General features: G+C 71.9%; 17 protein-coding genes. 13 read left to right on the top strand and 4 right to left on the bottom strand.

What is annotated here, in order from left to right:
- Positions 1-259, bottom strand: a 259-nt coding sequence (locus tag B9O00_RS21220) for a transposase (protein WP_143596201.1), incomplete at its 3' end; no start/stop codon positions are given.
- A gap of 365 nt (positions 260-624) precedes the next feature.
- Here B9O00_RS21220 and cueO point away from each other — a divergent pair.
- Positions 625-2,184 carry a multicopper oxidase CueO gene (gene cueO, locus B9O00_RS21215; RefSeq protein ID WP_179243976.1) on the top strand — a complete coding sequence of 520 codons (1,560 nt, stop codon included), beginning with the start codon at positions 625-627 and terminating at the stop codon, positions 2,182-2,184.
- A gap of 37 nt (positions 2,185-2,221) precedes the next feature.
- Here the strand turns inward: cueO and B9O00_RS21210 are convergent, their stop codons facing one another.
- Together B9O00_RS21210 and B9O00_RS21205 are read right to left on the bottom strand one after the other, a co-directional pair.
- The gene (locus tag B9O00_RS21210) at positions 2,222-2,578 is read right to left on the bottom strand and encodes a c-type cytochrome (protein WP_085124728.1); all 357 of its coding nucleotides are present in this window, start codon (positions 2,576-2,578) and stop codon (positions 2,222-2,224) included.
- 22 nt (positions 2,579-2,600) lie between these two features.
- Positions 2,601-2,900 carry a cytosolic protein gene (locus B9O00_RS21205; protein WP_085124727.1) on the bottom strand — a complete coding sequence of 100 codons (300 nt, stop codon included), beginning with the start codon at positions 2,898-2,900 and terminating at the stop codon, positions 2,601-2,603.
- Positions 2,901-3,181: 281 nt separating this feature from the next.
- Here B9O00_RS21205 and B9O00_RS21200 point away from each other — a divergent pair, with 281 nt between their 5' ends.
- From B9O00_RS21200 to B9O00_RS21175, 6 genes are all read left to right on the top strand, one after another.
- Positions 3,182-5,677, top strand: a complete 2,496-nt coding sequence (locus B9O00_RS21200; protein WP_085124726.1) for a TonB-dependent siderophore receptor — start codon at positions 3,182-3,184, stop codon at positions 5,675-5,677.
- Between the two features lie 8 nt (positions 5,678-5,685).
- A complete protein-coding gene (locus B9O00_RS21195) occupies positions 5,686-7,029 on the top strand; it encodes a PepSY-associated TM helix domain-containing protein (RefSeq protein ID WP_085124725.1) in 1,344 nt (447 codons plus the stop codon).
- A gap of 132 nt (positions 7,030-7,161) precedes the next feature.
- Positions 7,162-7,695, top strand: a complete 534-nt coding sequence (locus B9O00_RS21190; protein ID WP_218822904.1) for a Chromate resistance protein ChrB — start codon at positions 7,162-7,164, stop codon at positions 7,693-7,695.
- Positions 7,696-7,711: 16 nt separating this feature from the next.
- Positions 7,712-8,458, top strand: a complete 747-nt coding sequence (locus tag B9O00_RS21185) for a COG4280 domain-containing protein (RefSeq protein ID WP_085124723.1) — start codon at positions 7,712-7,714, stop codon at positions 8,456-8,458.
- The gene (locus B9O00_RS21180) at positions 8,458-8,676 is read left to right on the top strand and encodes a hypothetical protein (RefSeq protein ID WP_085124722.1); all 219 of its coding nucleotides are present in this window, start codon (positions 8,458-8,460) and stop codon (positions 8,674-8,676) included. Before B9O00_RS21185 ends, B9O00_RS21180 begins: the two co-directional genes overlap by 1 nt.
- Before the next feature lie 136 nt (positions 8,677-8,812).
- On the top strand, positions 8,813-9,763 hold the full coding sequence (locus B9O00_RS21175; RefSeq protein WP_085124721.1) for an aldo/keto reductase: 951 nt from the start codon (positions 8,813-8,815) through the stop codon (positions 9,761-9,763).
- Positions 9,764-9,952: 189 nt separating this feature from the next.
- Here the strand turns inward: B9O00_RS21175 and speB are convergent, their stop codons facing one another.
- Positions 9,953-10,909: an agmatinase gene (gene speB, locus B9O00_RS21170; protein WP_085124720.1), complete on the bottom strand. Its 957-nt coding sequence runs from the start codon at positions 10,907-10,909 to the stop codon at positions 9,953-9,955.
- Between the two features lie 98 nt (positions 10,910-11,007).
- On the opposite strand from speB, the gene B9O00_RS21165 reads away from it, so the two are divergent.
- The 6 genes from B9O00_RS21165 (at position 11,008) to B9O00_RS21140 (ending at position 19,134) form a co-directional block, all read left to right on the top strand.
- Positions 11,008-12,237, top strand: coding sequence for an adenylate/guanylate cyclase domain-containing protein (locus B9O00_RS21165; protein WP_085124719.1), 1,230 nt, complete (start codon positions 11,008-11,010; stop codon positions 12,235-12,237).
- Between the two features lie 13 nt (positions 12,238-12,250).
- Positions 12,251-14,992: a winged helix-turn-helix domain-containing protein gene (locus tag B9O00_RS21160; protein WP_085124718.1), complete on the top strand. Its 2,742-nt coding sequence runs from the start codon at positions 12,251-12,253 to the stop codon at positions 14,990-14,992.
- A gap of 102 nt (positions 14,993-15,094) precedes the next feature.
- Positions 15,095-16,195 carry a class II histone deacetylase gene (locus tag B9O00_RS21155; protein ID WP_085124717.1) on the top strand — a complete coding sequence of 367 codons (1,101 nt, stop codon included), beginning with the start codon at positions 15,095-15,097 and terminating at the stop codon, positions 16,193-16,195.
- A gap of 89 nt (positions 16,196-16,284) precedes the next feature.
- On the top strand, positions 16,285-17,610 hold the full coding sequence (locus B9O00_RS21150; protein ID WP_085124716.1) for an ABC transporter substrate-binding protein: 1,326 nt from the start codon (positions 16,285-16,287) through the stop codon (positions 17,608-17,610).
- 13 nt (positions 17,611-17,623) lie between these two features.
- Positions 17,624-18,424 carry an ABC transporter ATP-binding protein gene (locus B9O00_RS21145; protein ID WP_085124715.1) on the top strand — a complete coding sequence of 267 codons (801 nt, stop codon included), beginning with the start codon at positions 17,624-17,626 and terminating at the stop codon, positions 18,422-18,424.
- A complete protein-coding gene (locus tag B9O00_RS21140; RefSeq protein ID WP_085124714.1) occupies positions 18,421-19,134 on the top strand; it encodes an ABC transporter ATP-binding protein in 714 nt (237 codons plus the stop codon). Before B9O00_RS21145 ends, B9O00_RS21140 begins: the two co-directional genes overlap by 4 nt.
- Positions 19,135-19,137: the final 3 nt, after the last annotated feature.

Genomic DNA, 19,137 nt, shown 5'->3' with positions numbered 1-19,137 from the left:
TGTAGTCCAGCTGCTCCATCAGTTGCCGCTCCGAACGGATCGAGTAGAAGGCCTGCAGCAGCAGCGCCCGCAGCAGCTTCTCCGGCGCGATCGACGGCCGGCCGATCCGCGAATAGAGCTCATCGAAGCGCGGCGAAAGCACCTCCAGCGCCTCGTCGACGATCGCCCGGATCGCCCGCAGCGGATGATCCGCCGGCACCCGAGCCTCGCAGCTCACATAACTGAACAGCCCGCCCGAGCTCGCATCACCGCCGCGCATGCCAAGCCTCCCTCGGCAAGACAACGGCGGAATCGAATCACCTCCCGGGCCGAGCCGGAAGACCCATTTTCAGCAACCTGCTAGCGCCGCTGCAACAACCGCCGCTTCTATGGTTTTCACTAGCACACCCTGACGGCCTGAGGTGACTGGAGACCAGCCAGGCTGCGTTTCTGAGCGTGTTGCCGAAGCAGACTGGCGGTATTCTTGCCGTCCCGGATGCGGCTTCGCGGCGTCACCTTTGAGGCGCGTTGCTGATGTAACACGGGTATGGGATCAACGACCGCGACGGGTCTAAGGCGACACTTCAGGTAGCAATCCGGCCGCCACTCGTCGCACGATGGCGCCGTACCGCAAGGAGCCGGCCGATGAACGCACTGTCCAGGCGTGAGCTGCTGTCCGGCATCGCGGCGCTCGCGGCCGCGGGAGCGCTGCCCGGCAGCCGGCCGGGCCGCGCCGCCGGGCGCCCGGCGCTGCCGATCCCGCCGGAGCTGAGGGCCGACGCCGAGGGCACCGTTGCGCTGCGCGCCCAGCCGGGCGAGATGGAGTTCCGGCCGGGCGTCAGGACGCCGACCTACGGCATCAACGGCCCCTTCCTCGGCCCGGCGATCCGCGTGCGGCGCGGCGACCGGGTGGCCGTGAAGGTGACCAACGGGCTCGACGAGGCCATCACCCTCCACTGGCACGGCCTGAAGATCCCGGGCGACGCGGACGGCAGCCCCTACAATCTCATCAGGCCCGGCGCGACCTGGCGGCCGACGCTTGAGATCGACCAGCCGGCGGCGACCTGCTGGTTCCACCCGCACGTCTATCCGGCGACCGCCGAGCTGGTGATCAAGGGCCTGGCCGGGCTGTTCCTGATCGACGACGCGGAGTCGGACGCGCTCGGCCTGCCGTCGCGCTGGGGCGTCGACGACATTCCGCTGATCCTGCAGGACCGGCGCTTCAACCCGGACGGCTCGTTCTTCCATCGCTTCAACCTGGTCGCCGTCACGGCCGGCTACGTCGGCGACTCCCTGCTGGTCAACGGCGCGGCCTACCCGGAGGCGCGGACCGCGCGCGGCTGGCTTCGCCTGCGGCTGCTCAACGGCTCCAATGCCCGCAGCTACCGCCTCGGCCTGTCGGACGGCCGCTCGCTGTACGTCGTGGCGAGCGACGGGGGTCTCCTGTCGGAGCCGGTGGAGCTGAAGGAGCTGACGATCTACGGCGGCGAGCGCTACGAGGTCCTGGTCGATGCGCGCAACGGCAGGCCCTTCGACCTGGTGTCGCGGCCGACCGGCCAGATGGCGATGAACCTGCCGCCCTTCGATGGCGAGCTGCCCCTGGTCACGCTGCGGCCCGACGGGGCGGAAGGGGAGGGCAGGCTGCCGGACGCGCTGGTGCAGCTGCCGCCGCTGGTCGCCGGCCTGCCGCCGGTCAGCCGGAACCTCGTCATGCAGATGCTGCTGGACGCCCAGGGCATGGACCTGCTGAAGGCCGCCGGCCTCATGAAGATGGACCGGGAGAAGAAGACCGATCCGGCGGTGGTGAAGGCGGTCACGAAGCTGATCACCGACGGCCCGGCCTTGCCGCTCGATCAGCAGCTCGGCGCGAACGCGGTCAACGGGACCCCCTTCCGGATGGGCGCCGTCTCCTTCTCGGCGCCGCTCAAGACCGACCTGCGCTGGCTGATCTCGGAGGGCTCGGACCGGATGCAGCATCCGGTGCACATCCACGGCTGCCAGTTCCGCATCCTGGCGCTCGACGGCAAGCCGCCGCCGGCGCAGATGGCCGGCTGGAAGGACATCGCGCCGATCGAGAAGGGCGGCACGGCGGAGATCCAGGTCCGCTTCGACCATCCCGCGCCCAGGGAGCATCCCTTCATGGCCCACTGCCACAACCTGGAGCACGAGGATTCCGGGATGATGACCGACTTCTCGGTCGCCTGAGCCCGCCCGCCCGGCCCGCCGGGGGCTGGATCGCTGCCTACTCCGCCTTGCCGCGCAGGCTCGCGATGAAGGCGACGATGTTGTCGATGTCGCTGGGCGAGAGGATCAGGCTGCCCATCGGGAAGTGCGGCTTCTGCAGGAAGGCGCGCAGCTGCGCCTCGGGGTACTTCGCGGGATCGTCGGCGATCGCCTGGAAGGCCGGGGCGGTGACCCGGGCCTTCGCGAAGCGCGCCTCGAGGCCCGGCACCTGGTGGCAGGTCGCGCAGTGCTCGGCGACGATCGGCCGGGCCGCCGCCGCATCGCCGGCCGCCGGATCGCTCGCCGCCAGGGTCGCGCGCGGCTGCAGGGCGAGCAGCAGGGCCGCCAGGGCCAGTCCCGTCTTTGTCCGGCGCATCGCTCGGCTCCTCTCCCGCGGCTCAGGCGGCCGGCTCGTGGACGATCGGCTGCGACAGCTCCTCGAAGCGGAACAGCTTGAAGGCGCGCTGGCCGTCGTAGTCGAGCACCCGCAGGTCGTCGTCCTCCTTGAGATCGCGCTGCACGACCGCGAAGTGGGCGCCGTAGCGCTGCTCCGCGGTGTCGGCCGGGATCTCGAAGGCGATGAACTTGCGGATGCCCTTGGCCTCGAGCTTGTGCAGCAGCGCGCCGTCGGTGACCGAGGCATGCGAGGTCAGGATGACCAGCGGCCCGCTGCCGGTGAACAGCATGAAGACCTTCATGGCTTGCGCCTCCTTCGCCCGGCGGGACGGGGAGCCCCGTCTGGCGGGAAGCCTGCGGCGCGATCCGGGCGGACGCCTTGACCTCGATCAAGAGCCGTCGTCCCGGCCGGCGCCGGGGCGCTCGCTGCCTGCCGCTCGCCGTCGAAAGCGTCCGGCGTGCCTTCAGGGAGGAGGCCCGCCACGAGACGGAATGAACCTCCTCACGACAAAGACGTTGCGAATGAGAATGACTCTCATTAGCGTCCGCGCCTCCACTTCGAGATCGACGGGGGCAGAGAGTCATGACAGCAGCGAGCCGCGGGACGCACGGCGCCGGCAGCAGGGAGCGGAAGGTCCGCGGCGGAAGCGGGGGCAGGCGCTGGCTCGCCCCGTCGCTCTGCGCGCTGCTCGCCGCCGGGCCGCTGCTGGGCGAATCCGCCGCGGCCGGCGAGGGGCCGTCGCCGGATGCGCGGGCTCAGGCGCAGCAGCGGCAACTGGCCCAGGCCGGCGCGCGGCGCTTCGACATTCCGGCCGGCGCGCTGCCCTCGGCCCTCCAGGGCTTCGCCCGGCAGGCCGGGCTGGAGCTGCTCGATCCGGCCGGGCTGGCCGCCGGCCGGCGCAGCCGGGGGCTCGCCGGCCGCTACGCGCCGGAGCGGGCGCTGCAGCTGCTGCTCGCCGGCAGCGGCCTCGGCTTCCGCTTCGCCAACGGCTCCACCGTGGTCCTGGAGAGCGCCGGGCAGGGCGCGGCCGATGCCGACGCCGGGGCCGGGGCCGGGGCCGGCGGCACGCTGCGGCTCGCGCCGATCACGGTCGAGGGCGCCGGCGAATCGGCCTACGGCCCGGTCGCCGGCTACAAGGCCGCGCGCACGGCGACCGCGACCAGGACCGACACGCCGATCCTCGACGTGCCGCAGTCGATCCAGGTCGTGCCGCGGGCGGTGATCGAGGACCAGAAGGCCGACAGCCTGGCCGAGGTCGTCAAGAACGTCAGCGGCGTGCAGGCGGGCGGCACGCTGGGCAACCGCTCGGAGGCGCTGAGGATCCGCGGCTTCGAGACCTACTACTTCGCGACCGACGGCATGCCGAGCAACCAGTTCCTCGGCGACGAGGTCTTCCTCGACCTCGCCAACGTCGAGCGGGTCGAGGTGCTCAAGGGGCCGGCCTCGGTGCTCTACGGCAACAACGATCCCGGCGGCGTCGTCAACCTGGTCACCAAGCAGCCGCTCGCCGAGCCCTATGCGGCCGGCGAGCTGACCCTCGGCAGCTACGACTTCTTCCGGCCGACGCTCGACCTCTCGACGCCGCTGACCGAGGATGGCTCGCTCGGCTTCCGGGTCAACGCCGCCTATCAGCGCAACGACAGCTTCCGCGACTTCTTCATCGATTCCGAGCGGGTCTTCGTGGCGCCGGTCGGGCGCTGGCAGATCGATCCCGACACCCGCCTGACCCTGAGCGCCCAGTACAGCGACCAGAAGACCCCCTTCGACCGGGGCCTGGTCGCCTCCGGCGACGGCGTCGCCGACCTGCCGGCCAGCCGCTACCTGGGCGAGGACTTCTCGGTCTACGAGGCGGACCAGGAGCGCTTCGGCTACCTGCTGGAGCACGACTTCAACGCCGACTGGTCGCTGCGCAGCTCGGCGCGCGTCGTGACCGGCGAGGCGCTGCGCGTCAGCGCCGACCCGCGGACGCTGCTGGCCGACGGCAGGACCCTGACCCGGCGGGCAAGGCGCCAGGAGGACCACATGCGCGAGCTGCGCGCCCAGAACGACCTGGTCGGCGAGTTCGAGACCGGCGGCGTCGGCCACAAGCTGCTGCTCGGCCTCGAGGCCGCCCGGGCCGACCGCGACGTCAACTACGTGCTCGCCTCGCTCGCCTCGATCGACATCTTCGACCCGGTCTACGGCGCCGAGCCCGGCGACTACGGCGCGGCCACCGTCCAGGACCACCGCGTCTACCTGGTCGGCGGCTACCTGCAGGACCAGGTCTCGCTCGGCGAGCAGTGGCAGCTGGTCGCCGGCGGCCGCTTCGACTACGCCGACACCCGCGAGATCCTGAACGGGGCGGAGACGGTCCAGACCGACAGCCATTTCTCGCCGCGCCTCGGCCTGGTCTACAAGCCGCTCGAGACGGTCTCGCTCTACGCCAGCTACAGCCAGTCCTTCCTGCCCCAGGTCGGCAGCTCCTTCGACGGCCAGCCCTTCGATCCCGAGACCGGCGAGCAGTACGAGGTCGGCGTGAAGTCCGAGCTGCTCGACCGCCGCCTCTCGGTGACGCTGGCGGCCTTCCAGCTGACGCGCCGGAACGTGCTGACCGCCGATCCCGACAATTCGGGCTTCTCGGTGCAGACCGGCGAGCAGCGCAGCCGCGGCCTGGAGCTCGACGTGACCGGCGAGATCCTGCCGGGCTGGCGGGTCATGGCCTCGGGCGCCTGGATCGACGCGGTCGTGACCAAGGACAACGAGATCCCGGTCGGCAACCGGCTGAACGACGTGCCGGAGTTCAGCGGCAGCCTCTGGTCGACCTACGAGCTCCAGGAGGGCGAGCTGGAGGGCCTGGGCTTCGGCGCCGGCCTGTTCGCCGCCGGCAACCGCGAGGGCGACCTCGACAACAGCTTCGAGATCGGCGGCTACGTCCGGGCCGATGCCGCGGTCTACTACCGCTACAACGAGAACCTGAAGGCGGCGATCAACGTCGAGAACCTGTTCGACGCCGACTACATCGAGGCGGCGCGCAGCCGCACCGAGATCTATCCCGGCGCGCCGCTGACCGTGCTCGGCACGCTCTCGCTCAAGTTCTGACCCGCATCATGACGCGCCGGGCCTGGTTCCAGGTCCACAGCTTCGCCGGCGTCGTGCTCGGCCTGCTGCTCTTCGTGATCTGCTGGAGCGGCAGCTTCGCCACCCTCTCTCACGAGCTCGACTGGCTGGTGACCCCGGCGGCGCGGGTGCCGGCCGGCGGTGAGCGGGCGAGCTGGGGAACGATCCTGGCGGCGGTGCAGGCGGCCTATCCCGGGGCCCGCGTCACCCGCCTGGAGGCGCCGCTCTACAGCCGTTCGGCCGCGGAGGCGCTGATCCGGCTGCCGGACGGCCAGCCGTCGCGGATCTACCTCGACCCCTACAGCGGCGAGGTCCGCGGCGCCTCGAGCCTGCTCACCGTCTGGCGATTCTTCCGGAGCTTCCACCGCTCGCTCTTCCTGCCGGTCGCCTGGGGCGTGCCGCTGGTCTCGCTGTTCGGGCTCCTGCTGCTGGTCCTGCTCGTCTCGTCGCTCTGCTTCCACAAGCGCTGGTGGCGCGGCTTCTTCCGCTTCCGGCGCGGCGGCCGGCGGATGCTCTGGAGCGAGCTTCACCGCCTGGCCGGGCTGTGGAGCCTGGGCTTCCTCCTGGTGATGGGGCTCACCGGCAGCTGGTACGGCATCGAGAAGCTGCGCGCCGGCCTGGGCGACGGGATCACCGTCTATGCCGGCGCGCCGGGCCGCTCGGTGGTGACCCTGGTGAAGCCCGACGGCGCCGGGGCTGGTCCACCCCTGCCGCTCGACGCGCTCGTCCGCGAGGCCCGGCGGCTCAGGCCGGAGCTGTCGATCCGCACGCTGCGCTTCGAGCCGGGCGTGCTCTACCTGGACGGCCAGGCGGGCAGCCTGCTGCTCCGCGACCGCGCCAACCAGCTGCGGCTCGACCGGCACAGCGGGCGGCTTCTCTACGACCAGCGAGGCGAGGCGCTGCCGGCCTACTGGCGCTGGGTCGACACGGCGGACCCGCTGCACTTCGGCAGCTTCGCGGGGCTTGCCGGCAAGCTGCTCTGGTTCTGCTTCGGGCTTTCGCTCTCCGGGCTCTGCCTGACCGGCGTCTGGCTTCATGCCGAGCGGGTCGTGCGGCTGCAGGGGCGGGGGCGCTGGCCCGGCACCCTGGCGGCCGCTGCGGTCTCGCTCGCGCTGGTCGCGGCGTCGCTGCCGCTCGGGCTGCAGGAGCTGCGGTCCGCCTACGGGGCGCCGGTCGAGGGCGTGCGTCAGCTGCCGGCCGTGGCTCCCGGCGTCGCCTGCGTGATCCTCGGCTGGATCGGCGTCAGCCTGCTGCTGCTGGCGTTCTGGGCCGCCCTGCTGTGGCGCTCGATCCCACGCGCCCCGCTGCCCCGGCTGGAACGCCTGCTTCCCTGATCGACATGGGGGGCGGACCGCGACCGCGCTGTCCCGGGGGCGGCAGGTACCGGGCCGCCCGGAGTTTCGGCTGCGGATTCGTTTCGTTTTATTTGTTACGGCCGTAACAGTATAGCTGAAACGGCAATGGACATGACCTGGCTTCTCCTGACCTACAAAGTCCCGGCCGAGCCGGCCGCCAAGCGCATCGCCTTGTGGCGCCGCCTCAAGGGCATGGGCGCGGTCTACCTGCAGGGCGGCGTCTGCCTGTTGCCGAAGACGGACGATCACGTGCGCCGGCTCAAGATGCTGGAGAACGACATCGCGGGCATGGCGGGCGAGTCGGTGATCCTCGAGACGGTCGCACTCGACAGAACGCAGGAGGACAAGGTCGTGGCGCGCTTCAAGGCCGACCGCGACGACGCCTACGAGGAGTTCATCGACAAGTGCGACGACTTCGAGCGCGACCTCGCCAAGGAGGTCGCGGCCGACCACTACACCTACGCCGAGCTAGAGGAGAACGACGTCGACCTCAAGAAGCTGCAGGGCTGGCTCGCCAAGATCCGCAAGCTCGACTTCTACGGCGGCGTGCGCGTGGCCGAGGCGGAGGAGCGGCTGAAGGGCTGCGAGGCGCTGCTCGACGACTACGCCAAGCGGGTCTTCGAGGCCCACGACGAGAACCGCTGAGGGAAGGAGCTTCACGATGATCGCCTGGTCCACCGCCGCGCCGGCCGTCGGCGCCGCCTTCCTGGCCTCCCTGGTCGAGGTCGTGGAGGCCTTCACCATCGTGCTCGCCGTCGCGACGCTGCGCGGCTGGCGACCGGCCGCCCTCGGCACGGCGACGGCGCTGGCGGTGCTCGGCGCGATCGTGCTGGCGCTCGGGCCGCTGCTCGGCCGGGTGCCGCTCGGCCTGCTGCAGCTGGTCATCGGCGTCCTGCTGCTGCTGTTCGGCATCGGCTGGCTGCGCAAGGCGGCGCTGCGCGCGGCCGGCGTCATCCCGCTGCACGACGAGGACGCGATCTTCGCGCGCGAGACCGCCGAGCTCGACGCCGAGGCCCGGCGCCGTCACGCTTCGCTGGCCTGGCTGGCCGGCCTGACCGCCTTCAAGGCGGTGTTGCTGGAGGGCCTGGAGGTGGTCTTCATCGTCGTCGCGGTCGGGGCCGGGCGCGGCCTGCTGCTGCCGGCCGGCGCCGGGGCGCTGGGCGCCTGCCTGCTGGTGCTGGCGGTCGGCGCGGCGGTCCACCGGCCGCTGGCCCGCGTGCCCGAGAACACCCTGAAGTTCGGCGTCGGAGTCATGCTCTCCTCCTTCGGCGTGTTCTGGACCGGGGAGGGGCTGGGCGCCGCCTGGCCGGGCGGCGATCTGGCCCTGCCGCTCTTCGCCCTGCTGTTCCTCGGCGCGGGGCTGACGGCAGTGGCCGTCGCGCGCCGCGCCCTGCCGGAGGCCGCGTGATGAGCCTGATCGCCGAGGTCCTGAAGGAGCTGGTCGGCATGTTCGTCGGCGACGCGCGCCTGTCGGCGGCGGTGCTGGCCGTGGTCGCCGTCTCGGCGGTCGTGGCCGACGGCACGCAGCTCGACCCGCTGGTCGGCGGCGGCATCCTGCTGGTCGGCTGTCTGCTGCTGGTCGTCGAGAGCGCACGGCGCCATGCGCGCAGGGTCGCGCAGCGCTGAGCACCTTTCGCGGGCGGTCGGCTGCCCTGCCCTGGCTGCAGGGGCCCCGGGCTTTCGCGTCCGGCCCGGCTCGACTAGGTATGCCGTGACGCCCGCCGGCACCGCCCGCGGGCTCCGACACAGCTGGGAGAGCCTCATGCAGAAACGTCCCCTCGGCCGCTCCGGCCTCGAGATCGCGCCGCTCGTCTTCGGCGGCAACGTCTTCGGCTGGACCGCCGACGAGCAGACCAGCTTCGAGCTGCTCGACGGCTTCGTCGACGCCGGCTTCAACGCCATCGACACGGCCGATTCCTACTCGCGCTGGGCGCCCGGCCACTCGGGCGGCGAGTCGGAGGCGGTCATCGGCAGGTGGCTGAAGGCCAACCCGGCGAAGCGCGACAAGGTGCTGATCATGACCAAGGTCGGCTCGGACATGGGCCAGGGTCACAACGACCTCTCGGCCGGCTGGATCGTCGAGGAGGTCGAGGCGTCGCTGCGCCGCCTGCAGGTCGAGCGGATCGACCTCTACCAGTCGCACTGGCCCGACCCGAAGACGCCCTACGAGGAGACGCTGGGCGCCTACGCCAGGCTGCTCGAGCAGGGCAAGGTCAGGGCGATCGGCTGCTCGAACCTCGACGCCCAGCAGCTCGGCGAGGCGCTGGCCGTCGCCCGCGACAAGGGCCTGCCGCGCTACGAGACCCTGCAGCCCTGCTACAACCTCTACGACCGCGCCGAGTTCGAGGGGCTGCTCTGCGACCTCGTGCAGCGCGAGGAGATCGGGGTCATCACCTACTTCAGCCTCGGCGCCGGCTTCCTGACCGGCAAGTACCGCTCGAAGGACGACCTCGCCGGCCGGGCGCGCGGCCAGCGGGTCGAGAAGTACCTGAACGAGCGCGGCTTCCGGATCATCTCTGCGCTCGAGGCTGTCGCCGGGCGGCACGGCGCCAAGCCGGCCGAGGTCGCGCTGGCCTGGGTCATGGCCCGGCCGGGCATCACCGCGCCGATCGCCAGCGCGACCAGCCGCGGCCAGCTCGACAGCCTGGTGAAGTCGGCGAGCCTGACGCTGTCCGCCGAGGACATGGCCGAGCTGACCAAGGCCGGCGACTGAGGAACGGGGAGGCCGCTTCCCCACACCTCACCCCGACCCTCTCCCCTCCCCAAGGGAGCGGAGAGGGAGTCGAACGGCGACGCAACGGCCAACAGTCCCTCTCCGCTCCCTTGGGGAGGGGAGAGGGAGGGGCCCACGCGACGCGTGGGAGGGTGAGGTGAGGGGGCCGCGGGCCTGGCCCTGCTCCCCTCAGCCGCCGCGCTTCGCCCGCGCCTCGGCCAGCACGCAGAGGATCTCGAACATCAGGGTCGCGCCGACCAGGGCGGTGCCGCCGCTCGGGTCGAAGGGCGGGGCGACCTCGACGACGTCGCCGCCGACCAGGTCGAGGCCCTGCAGGCCGCGTACCATGACCTGCGCCTCGTGGGTGGTGTAGCCGCCGATCTCCGGCGTGCCGGTGCCCGGCGCGAAGGCCGGATCGATGCCGTCGACGTCGAAGGTGACGTAGGCCGGGCCGCTGCCGACGACCCGGCGGATCTCCTCGACGACCTTCGCCGGGCCGAGCTCGAAGTACTCCTCGATGTAGACGACGCGCATGCCGCTTTCCTCGGCGAAGGCCATGTCGTCGGCGCCGTAGATCGAGCCGCGGATGCCGATCTGGATCGTGCGCGTCGGGTCGACCAGGCCCTCCTCGACGGCGCGGCGGAAGGGCGTGCCGTGGGTGTAGCGGTTGTCGCCGAAGTAGGCGTCGTTGGTGTCGCTGTGGGCGTCGAAGTGGACCAGGCCGACCGGCCGGTCCCTGGCGACGGCGCGCAGCAGCGGCAGCGAGCAGAGGTGGTCGCCGCCGGCCGACAGCGGCACGGCGCCGGCCGCGACGATCTCCGAGACGAAGCCGGTGATCCTGTCCATCGTGTCGTGGATGTCGAAGGGATTGACCGGCGCGTCGCCCAGGTCGGCGACCCGGCAGAGCTCGTAGGGCGCGATGCGGCTGACGTGGTGCACGGCGCGCATGAAGCTCGACTGGTTGCGGATCTCGCGCGGGCCGTGGCGGGCGCCGGCGCGGTTGGTCGTGCCGGCGTCCCAGGGCACGCCGATCAGCGCGACGTCGACCAGGCCCGGGTCGGTGACGTGGGGCAGGCGCATGAAGGTCGGCAGGCCGGCGAAGCGGGGCACGGCGCTGGCGTCGATCGGCTGGAACTTCTGGGACATGGACGGCGGCCCTGGCGGTTCGGGGGTGGATGCTGCACCGCATATAGCCGGCTCGGAGGTCACACGGCAAACAGCCTGACCGTGCTATCGTCCCGGCCATGAGCGAACAGTCCCTGTCGTCCCGTACCGAGAAGCCGGCGCTCGGCGCGATCGCCGAGTGGCTGGAGCGCACCGCCCTCAAGGGCCTGGCGTCCCAGGAGCTGGTCGGCGGCCTTGCCGAGCGCATGGTCGCCGCCGGCATCCCGCTCGGCCGCATGACCGCGATGGTCGACACGCTGCATCCCGTGCACGAGGGCTCGGTGTTCCGCTGGGTCGATGGCGAGGCTGGTGGCGAGGCCGGCGCCGACACCATGACCTACGGCCGCGACTACGACGTCACGCGCTGGCAGGCCACGACCTACTACCACCTGGAGCGCCACGGCCTGGAGGACTGCCGCTGGCGGCTCCGCCCCGGCGAGGAGCCGGAACTGGCGGCCCTCTGCGAGTTCCGCGACGCCGGCTTCACCGACTACCTCGTGGTGGTGGAGCGCTTCGAGGACAGCGGCAGCGTCGGCGAGATGACCTGCATCTACTCCTCCTGGATGACCCGCGCGCCCGAGGGCTTCTCCGACGCCGCGATCGCGACGATCCGGCGGCTCTCGCCGGTCCTGGCGCTGGCGCTCAAGTGCAACGAGCTGCAGAGCATCTCGACGACCATCGCCGAGACCTATCTCGGCCGCAACGCCGCCGCCCGGGTCATGGAGGGCGGCATCCTTCGCGGCGTCGCCAGCGAGATCAAGGCGGTGCTCTGGTCGAGCGACCTGATGAGCTTCACGGCGCACAGCGAGGCACTGGAGCCGGCCGAGCTGATTCCCTTCCTCAACGCCTACTCGGGCGCCCTGGTCGAGGCGATCCGGGGCGAGGGCGGCGACGTGCTGAAGTTCATGGGCGACGGCCTGCTGGCGATCTTCCCGGCCGGGGACGATCCCGCCGCCGCCTGCCGCGCCGCACTGCGGGCCGAGCGGGAGGCGCGCCGGCTGGTCGCCGCGCTCAACGAGACGCGCGCCGCCGAGGGCCGGCGGACCACCGACTTCTATCTCGCCCTGCACCTCGGCTACGTCTACTTCGGCAACATCGGCAGCGCCGACCGGCTCGACTTCACGGTGATCGGGCCGGCGGTCAACGAGGCCGCCCGGATCATGGCGCTCTGCAGCTCGGTGCGCCGGCCGCTGCTGCTCTCGGCGCGCTTCGCCGGGATGGTCGCGGATGACGACCTGCCCCTGGCCTCGGTCGGCCGCTTCGCCCTGCGCGGCGTCTCCGAGGCCCAGCATCTCTACACGCTGGCCTGAGGCCCGGCGAGCCATGCTCATCGAGACCAAGCTGCATCCGCCGCCGCTCAGGGAGGGCCTGGTGCGCCGGCCGGCGCTGCTGCGTCAGCTCGACGTCGTGCTCGGCGGCAAGCTGGCGCTGGTCTCGGCGCCGGCGGGCTTCGGCAAGAGCACGCTGCTCGGCCAGTGGGCCGAGGACCTGCGACGGCGCGGGGCGGCCGTCGGCTGGGTCTCGCTGGACGAGGGCGACGACGATCTCGGCCGCTTCCTCGACTACCTGAGCGCGGCCATCAACCGGGCCGATCCCTCGCTCGGCGCGACGCTGTCCAGCCTGCTGCGCTCGAGCCCGCTGGTGCCCGTCGATTCGGTCCTGACCGTGCTGATCAACGACCTGAGCGGCCGGCAGGACCAGCTCGTGCTGATCCTCGACGACAGCCACCACCTGACCTCGCCGGAGATCGCGCGCTTCATCGAGGGACTGCTGACCTATGCGCCGCCCGTCCTGCACCTCGTCCTGGCGACGCGCGGCCAGGTGCCGCTGCGCACCGGCAACCTGCTGGTCAGGGGGCAGATCGTCCGGCTCGACGAGACGAGTCTCCGTTTCTCACTGGAGGAGACCGAGAGCTTCCTGAACGAGCTGCAGGACCTCGAGCTCGATCCCTCGGACATCCTGTTCCTGCAGCACCGCACGGAGGGCTGGATCGCCGGGCTGCAGCTGGCCTCGCTGTCGCTCGACGGCCGCTCGGAGCGCGAGGCCTTCATCCGGCGCTTCTCGGGTGCCGAGCGCGACATCGCCGGGTTCCTGGTCGACGAGGTCATCGCGCGCCTGCCGCCCGACCTCCTGGACTTCCTGCTGAAGACCTCGATCCTCGGCCGCTTCTCGCCGCCGCTCGCCGCCGCCGTGACCGGCGCGAGCGACGGCGAGCGGCTGCTGCGCCGGATCGGAGCGGCCAACCTGTTCCTGATCCCGCTCGACGGCGAGGGCGTCTGGTTCCGCTACCACCATCTCTTCTCCGAGCTGCTGCGCTCGCTGCTCGCCCGCAGCCGTCCGGAGGAGCTGGCGGCGCTGCACCTGCGGGCGGCGCACTGGCTCGCCCGGAACGAGTTGCCCGCCGATGCGGTCCAGCACGCGCTCGCCGCCGGCGACGACGCCCTGGCGGCGGGCCTCGTCGAGGACTGCTGCATGGCGCTGATCCGCGAGAGCCACATCACGCGGGTCCGCGAGTGGCTGAGCGGCCTGCCGCCGGCCGTCCTGGCCAGCCGGCCGCGGCTGCAGCTCGCGCAGGTCTGGGTCTGCTTCCACATGAGCCGGCCGCGGCCCGCCGCCAAGATCCTCAAGTCGGCGCGCGACGCCATCGCGGACTGGGAGCGGCGCGGCCTGCTGTCGGACGGCGAGCGCCAGCAGCTCCGCACGGAGCTGCGCGTCCTGACGGCCGGCGTGGCGAGCGCCGCGGACCGCTCCGCCACGGCCCTGAGGATCGCCCGGGGCTGGCCCCAGCGTCTTCCGAAAGGCGAGGCGTTCTGCGAGGGCACGCTGCAGAACGTCCTCGGGTTCTGCCACTATTCCCTGGGCGAGCTCGAGGCAGCGCGCATCGCCTGCCTGAAGGCGCGGGACCGTCACGAGGTCGCGCCGTCGGTCTTCGGCACCGTCTACTCCGACCTCATCCTGGGGCTCGTCGAGAAGGCCGCCGGCAATCTCCAGGAGGCGCACCGCATCTTCGCCCGCGCCGCCCAGCGTGCGCGCGAGCAGGTCGGCGTCGGGTCCTACGCCGACGCCATGGTCGGCATCTTCGAGGCCGAGATCCTCTACGAGTGGAACGATCTGGCCGGCGCCGAGACGCTTCTCACTCGGCACCGGCAGGTCATCGAGGAATGCGGCCTGGTGGTCCACGAGATGGCCTGCAAGCTGCACGTCGCCCGTCTCGCGGCCGCCCACGGGCGGCTCGACGAGGCCCTGGCCGTCCTGGAGAACGCCGAGCGGCAGGGCCTCGAGATGCGCTATCGGCGGCTGTTCTCCAGCGCGCTGCACGAACGGGTCAAGCTGCTCCTCGCGCGCGGCGACGTGCGCGCCGCGCGCCTCGCGCTGCGCGCGCGCGGCCTCGACGAGGCGCGGGTGACCGGCAGCCGGGCCGCGGTCCCGGCCCAGGAGCTGGAGCACATGGCCTTCGCGCGCCTGCAGATCGCGGAGAACCGGCCGGAGGCCGCGCTGCGCGTGCTCGCGCCCCTGGCCGAGCGGCTGCGGCGGGACGAGCGGCTCCGGCGCCTCGGCCAGGTCCGCGTCCTCGAGGCGACGGCCTCCTATCGGGCCGGCGACGCGCTTTCAGCCCTGGCCGCGATCGTCGACGTCGTCGCGCTCTGCGCGCCTCAGGGCGCCCTGCGCAGCCTGATCGACGAAGGCGAGGCGGCCCAGGAGCTGCTCGCCTTCGGCCGCGAGCACGTCGCCTCCTGGAGCGACGACGGCGAAGCCGGGCGCTTCGTCGGCCTCGTGCTCGCCGAGCGGCGCGGGCGCCCGGCCTCGCCGGTCACGCGCCGGCTGCGCAGCCAGGCGCCGCAGTTCAGCAGCCGCGAGACGGAGGTCATCCGGCTGCTCAGCCACGGCCACAGCAACCGCGACCTGGCGCGCACGCTGGCGGTGGCGCCGGACACGGTGAAGTGGCACCTGAAGAACATCTTCGGGAAGCTCGGCGTCTCGAACCGCACCCAGGCCGTGCTGCGGCTGCAGGAGCTGGGCCTGGCCGAGCGCGCGTCCGGCACGCCGGGCGCCCTGCCGCGCTGACCACCCGAAGGGGTGGCCCGAATAATCCCCCCTTACCCGTCGGGGGCGGGACAGCCCCTCGCCGAGCCGGCAAGCTCGCGCCATCGAGGGGAAGGGACGCGGATGGCGACGGGCTTCGTCTTTCACGAGATCTACATGTGGCACAACACCTGGAACTGGGCCCAGGTGTTCCCGCCGAGCCTCACCGTCCAGCCCGGCGAGCATGCCGAGAACCCGGAGACCAAGCGGCGGTTCCGGAACCTGCTGGAGGTCTCGGGGCTGCTCGACCGGCTGCTGCCGCTGAAGGCGCGGGCCGCCAGCGAGGACGAGATCGCCCGCTTCCACACCCGCGACTACATCGAGCGGATCAAGCGGGCGAGCGCCGGCTCCGGCGGCGACGCCAGCCACCTGACGCCCTTCGGCACCGGCAGCTTCGAGATCGCCCAGCTGTCGGCCGGTGGCACCATGGCCGCCTTCGACGCCGTGATCACCGGCGCGGTGCGCAACGCCTATGCCCTGGTGCGGCCGCCGGGCCACCATGCGATCGCCGACGCCGGCCTGGGCTTCTGCCTGTTCGGCAACGTCGCCCTGGCGATCATGCATGCCCGGGCCGTGCACGGCCTCGGCCGGATCGCCACCGTGGACTGGGACGTCCACCACGGCAACGGGACGCAGGCGGCCTTCTACTCGGACCCGACGACGCTGACCCTCTCGATCCACCAGGACAATCTCTATCCGCCCGACTCCGGCGGCCTGGACGAGATCGGCGAGGGCGCGGGCCGGGGCTACAACCTCAACATCCCCCTGCCGCCCGGCAGCGGCGACGGGGCCTACCTCGCGGCCTTCGAGCGGGTCGTGCTGCCGGCCCTGCGCCGCTTCCGGCCCGAGCTCATCGTCGTGCCCTCGGGCTTCGACGCCTCGGGCGTCGATCCGCTCGGCCGGATGATGGTCAGCTCGGAGGGCTACCGGGCCATGACGCGCCTGCTGCTCGACGCCGCCGACGAGCTCTGCGCTGGCCGGCTCGTGATGTCCCACGAGGGCGGCTACTCGGCGACCTACGTGCCCTACTGCGGCCTGGCCGTGCTCGAGGAGCTGAGCGGCTTCCGCACCGGGGTCGAGGACCCCTGGGGCCCGCTGATGGCGGGCTGGGGCGGGCAGGCGCTGGCGCCGCACCAGGAGGCGGTCATCGAGGCCGCCGCCGCGCGGCTGGCCGGGATCCGGTGACCGCGGGCCTCTGAACTCGCGGACGCCGGCGGGCCGCGCCCGGCGTCCGGACAAGCTCATGACGCGGCACGACAGGGGGAGTTGCGAGCATGAAGAAGGACCTATCGGCCCCGAGCGTCATCCCGAGCCGACGCGCGTTCCTCAAGGGCGCGGGCGCCCTGACCGGCAGCGCGGCACTGCTGGCCACGATGAACGACGGCGCACGGGCCGCCGGCGATCCGATCCCGGTCGGCCAGGCGGCGCCGCTGACCGACTTCGCAGCCGCCGACGGTGTCGAGTTCAAGAACGGCCTCGAGATGGCCTGCGAGGAGATCAACGCCCTCGGCGGCATCCTCGGCCGGCCCCTGGAGCCGCACTTCGAAGACACCAAGCAGATGGGCGACGCGACCAACGTGCAGGCGGTGACGCGGCTCATCGACCGGCACGGCGTCCACGCCGTGATCAACGGCTACAACATCGGCTCGGGCGCGGCGATCCAGGACGTCATCGCCGATTCCGGCATCGTCTACGTGCACTACGACACGACCATCGGCCACAACAACCTGATCAAGTCCGACCCGAAACGCTACTACGGCTCCTTCCAGGGCGACCCGGCCGAATACTGGTACGGCCCCGGCTTCCTGAAGTTCCTCCAGGGCCTCGAGGAGCGCGGCGAGTACAAGCGCGGCAACGACAAGATGGCGGTGATCCTTTCGGCCGGCGTCTACGCCGCCAACATCGCCAACGCGATCAAGGAGCAGGCGGCGAGCTACGGCTGGCAGATCAGCCTGTTCGAGACGGTCAACGTGCCGATCTCCGAATGGGGACCGACCCTGGCCAAGCTGCGCGAGGACCCGCCGGCGGTGATCGCCATCACCCACTTCCTGCCGGCCGACCTGGCCCAGTTCATGCTCCAGTTCATGCCGAACCCGACGCAGAGCCTGGTCTACATGCAGTACGGGCCCTCGATCCCGGCATTCCGGGAGATCGCCAAGGAGGCGGCCAACGGCGTGCTCTACGCGACGCTGGTCGGTGCGCTGCAGGACGAGATCGGCAACGACTTCGAGGCGCGCTACAAGAAGCGCTTCGGCGAGAACGCCGGCCACAACAGCGGGGCCCAGCCCTACGACGGCTGCCACGTCTGGGCGACCGCGGCGGCGCTCGCCGGCGGCAGCGGTGAGCCCGGCGACGACGACCAGAACCGGAAGGTCGCCGACCGGATGCGCTCGATGATCTGGCGCGGCGTCACCGGCACGACCCGCTTCGATCCCGAGGTGCAGTCGGCCTACACCTACCCGACCCAGACCAAGGACCCCTCGCTCGGCATGCCCCACCAGTTCCTGCAGATCCAGGACTACACCAAGGGCGCCGGCCTGATCGCGCCGCCGCCCTACGACACGGCGAGCTTCGTGATGCCGCCCTGGATCAAGGTCTGACGGGCCGCAGCGGATGGCTGAGCCCGCGGCCGCGCCCTTGCTGGAATGCCGAGAGGTCACCAAGCGGTTCGGTGCCCTGGCGGCGGTCGACGGGCTCAGCTTCCGGCTGCTGCCGGGCGAGATCCTCGGCATCGGCGGGCCCAACGGGGCCGGCAAGACCACGCTGTTCGAGGTCGTCTCGGGTCTCAATCCGGCGACCTCGGGCAGCGTCCTGTTCGAGGGCGCCGACATCACGCGGGCCAGCCCGGAGGCGATCTGTCACGCCGGGATCGCCCGTACCTTCCAGCTCAACGCGGCCTTCGATTCCCTGACGGTGCGCGACAACGTGCGGGTCGCCGCCTACTTCGGGCGCGACCGGCGCTGGTGGCCCGGCCTGCGCCTCGGCGGGGCGACCGAGGCGGCCGCCGACGAGGCGCTGGAGACGGTCGGGCTGGTCGGCAAGGACCGCAGCATCGCCGGCGCGCTGCCGGTGCTCGACCGCAAGCTCCTGATGCTGGCCGGCGCGCTCGCGACGCGGCCGAAGCTGCTGCTGATGGACGAGCCGGTCGGCGGCCTCAGCCCCGGCGAGATCGACCTGATGCAGGCGGCCGTGCGCCGCGTCGCCGCCGCCGGGGTCGCCGTCGTGCTGATCGAGCACGTCATGCGCTTCCTGGTGCAGCTCTCGACCCGGGTGCTGATCATGCATCACGGCGAGAGCATCTACGAGGGCCCGCCGGAGGGCCTGGTCGAGGATCGCACGGTCGTCGACGTCTACCTCGGCGAGGGCGCCTCGCGCCGGCTCGCCGCCACCCTGGAAGAGCAGGCCCGGGCATGAGCGCGCTGCTGACCCTGGAGCGAGTCTCCGCCGGCTACGGGCACCAGCAGGTGATCCGCGACCTCTCGCTCGCCCTCGGGGAGGGGCAGCTGGCCGCCCTGATCGGGCCGAACGGCCACGGCAAGACGACGCTGCTGCGCACGATCTCCGGCCTGCTGCATCCGAGCGGCGGGACGATCGCGCTGGAAGGGCGCCGGCTCGACCGGCTGCGTCCCGACCAGATCGTCGAGGCCGGCATCATTCACGTGCCGCAGGGCGACCTGCTGTTTCCCGAGATGACCGTGCTGGAGAACCTGCGGATGGGCGCCTACCTGCCCGAGGCGGCGCGGGAGGAGGCGCGGCGCCTGGAGGAAGTCTTCGCGCTCTTCCCCAAGCTGCGCGACCGGCAGGGGCAACTGGCCGGCACGCTCTCCGGCGGCGAGCGGCGCATGGTCGGCATCGGCCGGGGCCTGATGGCCGGCGGCCGGCTGCTGATGCTCGACGAGCCCTCGCTCGGCCTCGCGCCGATCGTCATCGACCAGATCTACGAGGCGATCGCGACGCTGCGCGCCTCGGGCCGCAGCGTGCTGATCGTCGAGGAGAACGCCATGCGCATCGCCGAGCTGGCCGACGTGCTGCACCTGCTCGACAACGGCAGCTTCGCCTGGTCCGGCAGCGGTGCCGAGCTGCTCTCGCGGCCCGAGAGCCTCGCGGCTTATCTGGGGGCCTGAGCG

It is taken from the genome of Tistlia consotensis USBA 355, assembly GCF_900177295.1.
GTDB lineage: Bacteria > Pseudomonadota > Alphaproteobacteria > Kiloniellales > DSM-21159 > Tistlia > Tistlia consotensis.
The sequence above is the reverse complement of the archived record's forward strand: the minus strand, read 5'-3'. Positions and strand labels throughout refer to the sequence as shown.

Coding starts and splice junctions, on each gene's coding strand:
- B9O00_RS21200 (WP_085124726.1), top strand. CDS start 3,182: ATGACAGCAGCGAGCCGCGGGACGCACGGCGCCGGCAGCAGGGAGCGG.
- speB (WP_085124720.1), bottom strand. CDS start 10,909: ATGTCCCAGAAGTTCCAGCCGATCGACGCCAGCGCCGTGCCCCGCTTC.
- B9O00_RS21150 (WP_085124716.1), top strand. CDS start 16,285: ATGAAGAAGGACCTATCGGCCCCGAGCGTCATCCCGAGCCGACGCGCG.
- B9O00_RS21210 (WP_085124728.1), bottom strand. CDS start 2,578: ATGCGCCGGACAAAGACGGGACTGGCCCTGGCGGCCCTGCTGCTCGCC.
- B9O00_RS21180 (WP_085124722.1), top strand. CDS start 8,458: ATGAGCCTGATCGCCGAGGTCCTGAAGGAGCTGGTCGGCATGTTCGTC.
- B9O00_RS21185 (WP_085124723.1), top strand. CDS start 7,712: ATGATCGCCTGGTCCACCGCCGCGCCGGCCGTCGGCGCCGCCTTCCTG.
- cueO (WP_179243976.1), top strand. CDS start 625: ATGAACGCACTGTCCAGGCGTGAGCTGCTGTCCGGCATCGCGGCGCTC.
- B9O00_RS21195 (WP_085124725.1), top strand. CDS start 5,686: ATGACGCGCCGGGCCTGGTTCCAGGTCCACAGCTTCGCCGGCGTCGTG.
- B9O00_RS21145 (WP_085124715.1), top strand. CDS start 17,624: ATGGCTGAGCCCGCGGCCGCGCCCTTGCTGGAATGCCGAGAGGTCACC.
- B9O00_RS21175 (WP_085124721.1), top strand. CDS start 8,813: ATGCAGAAACGTCCCCTCGGCCGCTCCGGCCTCGAGATCGCGCCGCTC.
- B9O00_RS21205 (WP_085124727.1), bottom strand. CDS start 2,900: ATGAAGGTCTTCATGCTGTTCACCGGCAGCGGGCCGCTGGTCATCCTG.
- B9O00_RS21165 (WP_085124719.1), top strand. CDS start 11,008: ATGAGCGAACAGTCCCTGTCGTCCCGTACCGAGAAGCCGGCGCTCGGC.
- B9O00_RS21140 (WP_085124714.1), top strand. CDS start 18,421: ATGAGCGCGCTGCTGACCCTGGAGCGAGTCTCCGCCGGCTACGGGCAC.
- B9O00_RS21190 (WP_218822904.1), top strand. CDS start 7,162: ATGACCTGGCTTCTCCTGACCTACAAAGTCCCGGCCGAGCCGGCCGCC.
- B9O00_RS21155 (WP_085124717.1), top strand. CDS start 15,095: ATGGCGACGGGCTTCGTCTTTCACGAGATCTACATGTGGCACAACACC.
- B9O00_RS21160 (WP_085124718.1), top strand. CDS start 12,251: ATGCTCATCGAGACCAAGCTGCATCCGCCGCCGCTCAGGGAGGGCCTG.